The sequence below is a fragment of the Streptomyces malaysiense genome (assembly GCF_000980885.2).
Taxonomy (GTDB): domain Bacteria; phylum Actinomycetota; class Actinomycetes; order Streptomycetales; family Streptomycetaceae; genus Streptomyces; species Streptomyces malaysiense.
In genome coordinates this window covers 1-8,713 of the sequence record NZ_LBDA02000044.1, presented here as the reverse complement: position 1 = coordinate 8,713, position 8,713 = coordinate 1, and the positions used below count along the sequence as shown (strand labels likewise).

Annotated in this window: 7 protein-coding genes and 2 pseudogenes; 3 read left to right on the top strand and 6 right to left on the bottom strand. The window is 70.1% G+C overall.

What is annotated here, in order from left to right:
* Window positions 1-344: 344 nt before the first annotated feature.
* Window positions 345-560 (top strand): annotated as a pseudogene (locus VT52_RS19080) (hypothetical protein); the annotation flags it as partial.
* A gap of 121 nt (window positions 561-681) precedes the next feature.
* Here VT52_RS19080 and VT52_RS19075 read toward each other — a convergent pair.
* Genes VT52_RS19075 through VT52_RS19050 form a run of 6 tightly spaced genes read right to left on the bottom strand, consistent with a single transcriptional unit; the run spans window position 682 to window position 6,299 of the window.
* Window positions 682-1,686, bottom strand: a complete 1,005-nt coding sequence (locus tag VT52_RS19075; protein ID WP_046428035.1) for an agmatine deiminase family protein — start codon at window positions 1,684-1,686, stop codon at window positions 682-684.
* Window positions 1,683-2,558 carry a class-II aminoacyl-tRNA synthetase family protein gene (locus tag VT52_RS19070; RefSeq protein WP_046428033.1) on the bottom strand — a complete coding sequence of 292 codons (876 nt, stop codon included), beginning with the start codon at window positions 2,556-2,558 and terminating at the stop codon, window positions 1,683-1,685. Before VT52_RS19070 ends, VT52_RS19075 begins: the two co-directional genes overlap by 4 nt.
* The gene (locus VT52_RS19065) at window positions 2,545-2,835 is read right to left on the bottom strand and encodes an acyl carrier protein (RefSeq protein ID WP_053055730.1); all 291 of its coding nucleotides are present in this window, start codon (window positions 2,833-2,835) and stop codon (window positions 2,545-2,547) included. Before VT52_RS19065 ends, VT52_RS19070 begins: the two co-directional genes overlap by 14 nt.
* Window positions 2,822-3,760 carry a diiron oxygenase gene (locus VT52_RS19060; protein ID WP_063888385.1) on the bottom strand — a complete coding sequence of 313 codons (939 nt, stop codon included), beginning with the start codon at window positions 3,758-3,760 and terminating at the stop codon, window positions 2,822-2,824. The genes VT52_RS19065 and VT52_RS19060 overlap by 14 nt, the downstream gene beginning before the upstream one ends.
* On the bottom strand, window positions 3,757-5,220 hold the full coding sequence (locus VT52_RS19055) for a condensation domain-containing protein (protein ID WP_046428030.1): 1,464 nt from the start codon (window positions 5,218-5,220) through the stop codon (window positions 3,757-3,759). The genes VT52_RS19060 and VT52_RS19055 overlap by 4 nt, the downstream gene beginning before the upstream one ends.
* Window positions 5,217-6,299: a threonine aldolase family protein gene (locus tag VT52_RS19050; protein WP_046428028.1), complete on the bottom strand. Its 1,083-nt coding sequence runs from the start codon at window positions 6,297-6,299 to the stop codon at window positions 5,217-5,219. The genes VT52_RS19055 and VT52_RS19050 overlap by 4 nt, the downstream gene beginning before the upstream one ends.
* Window positions 6,300-6,613: 314 nt before the next feature.
* Between VT52_RS19050 and VT52_RS19045 the strand changes: the two genes are divergently transcribed.
* Window positions 6,614-7,834 (top strand): MFS transporter, encoded by a 1,221-nt coding sequence (locus VT52_RS19045; RefSeq protein ID WP_046428026.1) that lies wholly within the window; start codon window positions 6,614-6,616, stop codon window positions 7,832-7,834.
* Between the two features lie 360 nt (window positions 7,835-8,194).
* A pseudogene (locus tag VT52_RS19040) lies at window positions 8,195-8,485 on the top strand (ribosome small subunit-dependent GTPase A); the annotation flags it as partial.
* Between the last annotated feature and the right edge of the window lie 228 nt (window positions 8,486-8,713).

Here is an 8,713-nt window from a genome sequence, read left to right as displayed (position 1 = left end):
CGCTTCCTCGCCCTCGCGTGGGAGAGCGCGAGTAATACGCAACAGTCCTCACCTGCACAGATGCCGTTTGGAGCGGCCGGATCCGTGAGGTAGACAAGCCTCATCGTTGCAGATCAGAAGGCATACACTTTTCCGATCACGATCCGGACCCAACCCCGGACGAAACGCGCAGGTCGGGCCGCCTTGCTTGGCGTGCGGGCGTGCAGGTTCGGGTCCCGGTGGCGCGGGCGGGTGGCACTCATAGGACGGAACGGGCAGAGGCAGGCGCAGGTGAGAGACGTTGAGCGGGCTGGTGTGCGTCGTGCGCCCGGCTGGGGCCGGACGCTCGTGCGGCTGACGGGTGCCCTGCCCTGTTCCTGGGCGGAGCGGCCTGGGCGCTGATCTACGTGACCGCGAGCCTCGGCGTCCTCGAAGTGCTGGGCCGGCTCTTCGCCGAGCAGACGGCCCTCGGCGTGGCCGGCGTGGCCGCTCTCGTACTGCCGGGGGGCGCCGTGCTGGTGTACCGCCGCCGCAGAGCCGCCGCGCCGTCCTTCGCTGCCCCGGTGGCCGAGGAACCGTAAGCCCGTCGGGGTGGTGGGACGGGCTGCGGGGCGCTCGTGTGCTGATGCCCCTCCATGTGACTGCGCCGGCTCTGCTGGGCCCGGTGGGCAGCAGAGCCGGCGTGGGTGGGGTGTACTGGGGTCAGGCGGGTCGGGGGGCCGGGAGTTGTTGGGTGATGCAGTGGATGCCTGCGTCGCCCGTGGCCAGGGTGGGGACCTCGACTCCTAGCACGCGGTGGTCCGGGAAGGCCTTGGCGGCTGCTTCCAGGGCCTCGGCGTCGCGGCTCGTGCCGGCCAGCGGCATGATCACTCCGCCGTTGGCGATGTAGAAGTTCATGTAGTTCACGACGGCGTCCTGGCCGTGCACGCGTACCGGCTGCTGTGGCGGCAGTTCGAGGATCTCCAGGCTCCGGCCCGCCGCGTCGGTGGCGGCTTCCAGAACGGCGCGGTTGGCCTTCAGGCGCGCGTGGTCGGGTCGCGCGGGGTCGCCCGGCGCCTCCACCAGGACCCGGCCGGGTCCGGTGAACTGGCACACGTGGTCCACGTGCCCGTCGGTGTCACCGGCGAGGTGGCCGTACGGCAGCCAGATCACCTTGGTCGCGCCGAGCAGGGCCTCGAACTCGGCCTCGATGTCGGCGCGGCCGAGCCGCGGGTTGCGATTGGCGTTCAGGACACACTGCTCGGTGGCGATCAGCGTGCCTTCGCCGTCGACGCTGATGGCGCCGCCTTCGAGGACCGTCATGGTGGCCCGGCGCTCGATGCCCAGGACGGGGAGCAGCCGCTCGGTGATCCGGTCGTCCCGAGCGTACGGGTGGAAGCGTTCGCCGAAGGAGTTGTAGCGGAAGTCCACGCCGACCCGACCCTGCGGACCGTGGACCACGATCGGTCCGGTCGCGCGGAGCCAGGCGTCGTCCATGGGGATCTCCACGGTGGTGACGTCGACTTCGCACAGCGCCCTGACCCGCTCGGCCTGGCCGGACAGGACGAGCAGGATCACCGGTTCGAAGGCGGCGATGGCCCGTACGACCTCCACGTACTCGCGCTCGACGGAGCCGGAGCTGTCGCCCCACAGCGACTCGTACGGCGGCCAGGCCAGCATGCAGGCCTCGTGGGGTTCCCACTCGGCCGGCATCAGGTAGCCGGTCATGCCGTCCCCCCGGGGAGGGGGAAGGATGCCACTGCCTCTTCCGCGGCCTGCCAGTCGCCGTGGAAGCGCCCGGCGAGAACGTGCAGCCACCGCTCCATGCCGAAGGCCACGCACGAGGTGTGGGCCTCTTCGCCCGCGTACGTGATCTCGGCCCGCTCGCCGAAGAAGTTGCGGTGGTAGTTGACGGAGGCGATCGCGAGGCCGCCGTCGGCGACGAACTCCTCCTTGGTGGGGAAGAGCCGCTGCATCACGGCCCGGGAGCCGTTGGCGTCGAAGAACGGGTCGGTGGCGACCTCCGTCGTGAGGTCGAGGCCGAGGTGGGCCGCGAAGCCGAGGACGAGGTCCTTGTGGGTGGTGAGGTGGCCCTTGACCGTTTCGGCGTCGCCGACGGCGATGATCTCGCGCATCGTGAAGCCGTGCAGGCGGCGCAGGCCCTCGTAGTGCGTCTCGCGCCGGAAGCACTGCGCGATGGTGGTGAACCGGACCGGTTCGTCGAGCCGGCTGCCCGCCAGGGACAGGTAGGCGTTGTAGCAGGCGGCCGAGGGTAGGACCAGGCCGGCCCGGGCGAGCTGGTGGCCGCCGAGGGTCGTGGCCGGCTCCGCGGGGTGCGTGGGCAGGTCGGCGATGGCGTCCGTGTTGACCGCCGTGGCGGCCAAGACGAGGTGCGGGAAGTTGGTGAAGTAGTCGAAGCGCGCCAGGTCGGCGACCGGGATCAGCGGCGGGTAGAGGACCTCGGCGGCGCCGGCCGCGGCGGCCCAGCCGGTGAACACCCGGTCGAGGGCGGCCCGGAGGCGGACCGCCTCGGGGCCGAGCGTGACCAGGCCGTCGGTGACGTCGACGGGGGCGCGCAGGCCCGGATCAGGCGTGCGCATGGCTGGCACCTTCCGTGAGGAAGGCGTTGATGCGCTCCAGCGTGCGGAAGTTGTTGACGTCCGTCGTGGCCAGGTCGACGGGCTCGCCGGTCAGTTCCTCGATGAGCAGGAGGAACTCGACGAAGGCCAGCGAGTCGAGGATCCGGGCCTCGATGAGGTCGCGGTCCCAGGCGATGGTGTCCACGGAGGCGTTGAGCTTCCGGAGGAAGCCGAGGACGGTGTCCATCGACGGGTGTGCCATGGTCGAGGTGGTGCTGCTGTTCTCACGCGCTGACATGCTCGGTCCCCCAAGAGGTGCTGAAGATTCCGGCAGCGACGAAGAACCTGTCGACCCGGGTCATGAGCTTGACGTGGAACGCCTCGCGCACGGGGTGCGAGAGCGCCTCGCGCCGGACGGCGAGGGGGTTCCCGACGCCGCAGTCGCGGAAGATCTGCGGGTTGTAGAGGCTGCGCACGGAGTACGTCATGTAGTCCTTGACGTACTTCTCGATCTCCTCGCGGCGGTCCGGGTCGGCGGCCAGGGCGCGGTCGTAGAGGCGCTTGACGAGCTGCTTGCCGAAGGCGACGTGGCGGCTCTCGTCGTGGTGGTGGGCCGCGTGGATCTCGCGGAGGATGTCCGGGATCAGCTGGTCCTTGCCCATGCGGCTGTTGTAGTAGTCGAAGATCTCTTCGAAGATCAGGATGCGGGAGAAGACGATGACGTCGTCCCACAGGTTCCCGAAGCCCTCGCCGCGGAGTGGGGAGGCGGCCTCCGGGTAGATGCCGCCGGTGTACCGGTGGCAGAACTCGGCGAAGAACCACATGTGGGCGTTCTCTTCGCCGATGAAGTGGTGCAGGTACTCGTTGTACTCGGCGAAGTCGGGCGTGTGGATGCGCCTCGCGACCTCGATCATCAGCTCGCGGATGCCGTGGACGTGCAGGCTGAAGAAGTTGACCGTCTCGTAGCGGGCGAGCGCCTTGAGCGTCGTCTCGTCGTCGATCAGGCCGGTGCCGGAGACGGTGAGGTAGTCGGGGTTCATCCACCACTGGTCCTCGGGCACGGTGTCGGGCCACGTGAACTTGGTGTACGGGTTGTAGTACTCGTCGCGCGACTTCTCGGAGAGGCGCGCGAGCAGGGTGCTGAAGCCGGAATCGTCCATGGTGATGCGTTCTTTCGGGTTGGTGCTGGTGCGGTCGGCCGCCCGGGTGGCGGGCTCGGTCATGCGACGGAGTCGGCGAGCGCGACGAGCGAACGCTCCAGTTCGCGCAGGAAGGACTCCATGCGGGTTTCGGTGACGTGCCGGATGTCGCAGGTCAGGGAGAACTCGAGGTACGGGCCTCCGCCCTCGTGGGCATTGGCACCGGCATGCGCTGCGGCAACTCCGGTTTCCTCTCCTGCCTCTTCTCCGTCGTCGACGATGAGGTAGAAGGGCTCCTGCTCGGTGACCGGGAGCCAGGTGAAGACGGTGCCGGGCAGCAGGTCGGCGGCCCGGACGTCGCGTCGTACGGCCGCGTCCGCCGGCAGCGTGCGCCGGTCGTTGATGCAGTACGCGAAGTGCAGCGGTGCGTCCGGGCCGTCGCCCAGCTCGGCGAGGAGCCGGTTCATGCTGACGGCGTCGCATCCGGACTTCTGGAAGGCGGTGATGGCCGCCGGCCAGGACCGTTTGACCGCCTGGGTCAGGTCGGCGCCCGTGAGGTCCACCGAGAAGTAGCTCTCCTGCATCATCGTGGCGATCGTGGTGCGGCTGTCCCGGCCGAAGCGCTGCGAGCTGGTGAGGTGTAGGTCGATGCGGTCGCTGCCGGTCAGTTCGCGCAGCAGCAGGGCCGTCGCGCCGACGATGACCGCCGCGATGCTGAGGCCGGTGTCCTCCGCGATGCGGGCGGCGGCGTACTGGGCGGCGCGCGAACGCAGGGCCGCCTGCCGGTACGCCGATGCCTCGGGGAGGTCCGCGACCGCCGGCGGCAGCGCGAGAGGCGGCCGGTCGCGGTAGAGCGCGGCCACATGGGCCAGGGTGCGGTCGCGCCTGCGGATGCCGTCGGGCGACTCCTGCCACTCGGCCAGGCCGGCCGAGGTCGTGATGCCGGGCGGCAGCGGAGGGAGCGTACGCCCGTTGCGGAAGTACGCGGTGACCTCCTCGGCCAGGTACTGAAGGGCGTACCAGTCGACCGCCATGTGCGAGAAGACGTACACGCCGCCCCACACGCGGCCCTCGGTGACCAGGAGCACCAGGCGCATCGGCAGTTCGTCGGCGAAGGAGAACCTCCGGGTGGCGAAGAACCGTTCGAGTACGCCGATCTCGTCGCCCGAGGTCGTGGGGGTGTCCACGAACTCGACGGGCAACTCGCCCTCGGTGAGGACACGTTGGACGACCCGGCCTTCCGGCGTGCGCGGGAAGACCGAGCGCAGCGCCTCGTGGCGCGAGAGGAGGAACGAGAGTGCGTCGAGGCACTCGTCCTCGGTGGGGCGGACGCCGGGCGGTACGCGGAAGGCGTCGACCACGTTGTAGACGTGGTGGTCCGGCGCCGACTTCTCGATCAGCGCCCAGATCTCCTGCTGGCTCCAGTTCAGCCCGGCTTCGACGGCGCGCTCGCCGGTGAAGGGCGCGCGGCGGACCCGCGCGGGGAGGGGCTGTCCGCTGTGGTCGGGGTCGGCGTTGGTGTGTGTGCCGGCGGGGGTGTTCACGTCTGCTCCGCTCCCGTGTCCGTCCGGGCCGCCGCGAGTTCCTCGGCCACGGCTGCGGCGAAGGCGTCGACGTCCTCTGGGGTGGTGTCGAAGGAGCACATCCAGCGGACCTCGCCCGTCCGTTCGTCGCGTACGTAGAAGGGGTGCCGCTTTTGCAGGCGGGCGGTGGCGTCCGCGGGCAGGACGGCGAAGACCGCGTTGGACTCCACGGGCCGGCTGATGCGTACGCCGGCCAGCGTCCCGACGGCCTCGGCCAGGCGGCGCGCCATGGCGTTGGCGTGGCGGGCGTTGGCCAGCCACGCCCCGGACTCGATCAGGGCGATGAACTGGGCTGATACGAAGCGCATCTTGGAGGCCAGCTGGGCCGCGGCCTTGCGCAGGAACTCGGTGCCGCGGACGGCGTCCGGGTTGAGTACGACGAGGGCTTCGCCCAGCAGCAGGCCGTTCTTGGTGCCGCCGAAGGAGAGTACGTCCACGCCCAGGTCGGTGGTGAGGGCGCGCAGGGGGGCGTCGAGGGCGGCCGCGGCGTTGGCCAGCCGGGCACCGTCGAGGTACACGGTCATGTCGCGCTCGTGGGCGTAGGAGCAGATGTCGGCGATCTCCTGCGGCGTGTACAGGGTGCCGAGTTCGGTGGGTTGGGTGATCGTGACGACGGTCGGTTGGGCGCGGTGCACGTCGCCGCGCCCGCCTGCCTGCTGCTCGATGAGGGCAGGCGTGAGCTTGCCGTCAGGAGTCGGCACGGTAAGCAGTTTGACGTGGGCGATCCGCTCCGGGGCGCCGCACTCGTCGGTGTTCACGTGGGCGCTTTCGGCACAGATCACGGCGCCCCAGGGCTCGCTCATGGCCTGGAGGCCCACCACGTTCGCGCCGGTGCCGGTGAGCACGGGGTACACGCTCGCGCCCGGGCCGAAGTGGTCGCGGAAGACGTGCTGGAGCCGTTCGGTGTAGACGTCGTCGCCGTACGCCGTCTGGTGGCCCTCGTTGGCGGTGTTGAGGGCCGCCAGGACGTTCGGGTGGATTCCTGCGTTGTTGTCGCTGGCGAAGCCCCGCGAGGCGGGGTCGTGCAGTCGGGAGATCAATCCTTCGTCCTTCACTCACGCGACGCGCCTCGTACGGGCGCCGCGGTGTCGGCTGGATCACGGGGAAACGTGGGCATACGGGGATGCCGGGAAGTGTGGGGGGGGATCGGGATGAATGGGGGTGCAAGGTGTCATGGGCTGCTGGTGGCAGCCGTACCTTTCCCACTCCCCTCGATGTCCGGTGCGAAGATCCTACGAGATGATCTAGTAATCGACGCAAGCCTTCCGGCACACTTCCGATCAAGAAGAAATCCTGCCGTGCAGCCTTGATGTGCTTGGCAGTTGCCCGTACCAAGCACACAGGAAGACGGAGCATGCAGACTCCCCCGGCACGCGCCCTGCGGCGCGCCCACAGAGGTGTCCTCGGCACCTTCGCCCTCGTCGGTGTGGTGAACGGCATCCTGGCCGCCAGACTCCCGGGACTGGCGGCCAAGCTGGGCCTGGACACGGGCGATGTGGGGCTGGTGATCCTTTCCTGGGGCGTCGCGGCGACGCTCACCATGCAGTGCATGCGCTGGATCGTCGCGGCGGTGGGGAACCGGCTGCTGCTGCGGATCGGCACCCCGCTGGTGACCGTGTCAGTGGGCCTGATCGCCCTCAGCCCCTCGTTCCCGCTGCTGCTCGCCGCCGCCGCGGGCTTCGGCGTGACGTCCGGTGTGGCCGAGGCGATGATGAACGCGCAGGGCAGCCTGGTCGAACGGCGGGCCGGACGGCCGATGATGAACGGGTTCCACGCCGGGTGGAGCGTCGGCGCGGTGGCCGGCGGCCTGCTGGCCGTGCTGCTGGCCGCGCTGGACGTCTCGTACACGGCTTCGGTGCTGGGCGTCGCGGCCGTCGCGCTGCCGCCGGCCTTCGCGTTGGGCCGGACATACCTCGACGAGCCGGCCGAGGAGGAGACCGAACAGCGCGGCAACCTGCCCGCCATCGTCTACCTGATCGGCGCCGTCGCCTTCATGGCTCTCCTCCTCGAAGGGCTGGTGGCGGACTGGAGCGGACTGCTCCTGACCCGCGAGCTACACACGACGGAGGCGGTCGCCGCCCTCGCCTACCCCCTGTACGAGGTGGCCACCTTCACCGGGCGGCTCTTCGGCGACCGGCTGCGCCTGCGCTTCGGCAGCCGCCTGCTCCTGGCGGCGGCCGGCACCGCGACGGCTCTCGGCGTGCTGCTGGTGGTCCTGGCGTCTTCCGCGGCCTGGGCGATCGCCGGGTTCGGGCTGACGGGACTGGCCGTCTGCATCGTGGTGCCGCTGTGCATGTCGCTGGCCGGGGCGGTCGTCCCGGGCCGCTCCGACGCCGCCATCGCCCAGGTGTCGGCGATCGGGTACGCGGGCCTGCTCGTCGGTCCGGTGCTGATCGGCTTCGTCGCGGAGGCGAGCTCGCTGCGTACGGGGATCGCCACGGCCATCGGGGTCGCGCTGTCCATCGCCGTTGCGGCGAGCCGGATGCCGCGGGGGCTTCCCGCCGCCGGGTTCGGTGCGGAGCAGGACCCGGCCGGGGCGTCTGCCACCGTACCGGCGGGCCGCAGCGACTCGTGAACGTGCGGCCGGCGGATCGGTGTCCGGCACGGGTCCGCCACCGCCGAGGGGGCGCCGGGCCGTCGTGGACGCCGTACGCACCCACGATCCGCCCGCTCGGCCCATGCCCGTTTCCGCCGCGCAGGCCGTCGCCCAGTGCTGTGGTTCTGCTCGTTCCCAGGCACGGCTGTGTCGTTGCCGAAGGAACGGTGTTGGTTCGTCGAGCAAGAAGCAGGAGGTGAGGACATTGATGACTGTCACGGTGACGGGCTCTGCCCGCATTCAGGAGATCATCGTTCCCACCCCTGTGGCCTTCGGCTGACACCCACTCGATCCGCGCGCTCCGAGCGCGCCGCCGGGGCCACCCTTCGAGGGTTCCCCTTGTCCAACGCTTCGCTCCACCCGTTTTCCCCCTCCGCTGTCCAGCACCCGCTCGCCGCCTACGGCTGGGACGAGGGCTGGGAGGCCGAGTTCGCCCCGTACGCCGGCCCGGGCCTGGTCCCGGGCCGGGTCGATCGTGGCCAGTGCGATGTGGCCACCCCTGACGGCGTCGTCCGGGCCGACACCGAGTTCGTCGTTCCCCGCGATCCGATGAAGGTCGTGTGCACGGGGGACTGGGTCGCCGTCGCCCCCGAGGGCAGTGACCCGCGGTACGCGCGCACGATCCTCCCTTACGGTATGGGTCTCTGCCGGCCGCCTGGCTGCCGAGGGGAGCCGTAAAGATGCCTTGAGCGGGCTGGTGACGGAGAACGGCATGGCGTTGCCTACCTGCTGATCGATGTCACAGCGCAGGGTGACCTGGAGACAGGCGCCGTCCCATTGTTTTCTCCGTCACCGCTAGATTGCTTGTGCATGACTTTTCCTTGACCTGCCTACTCTACGGTTGGAAACCGCGGTTGC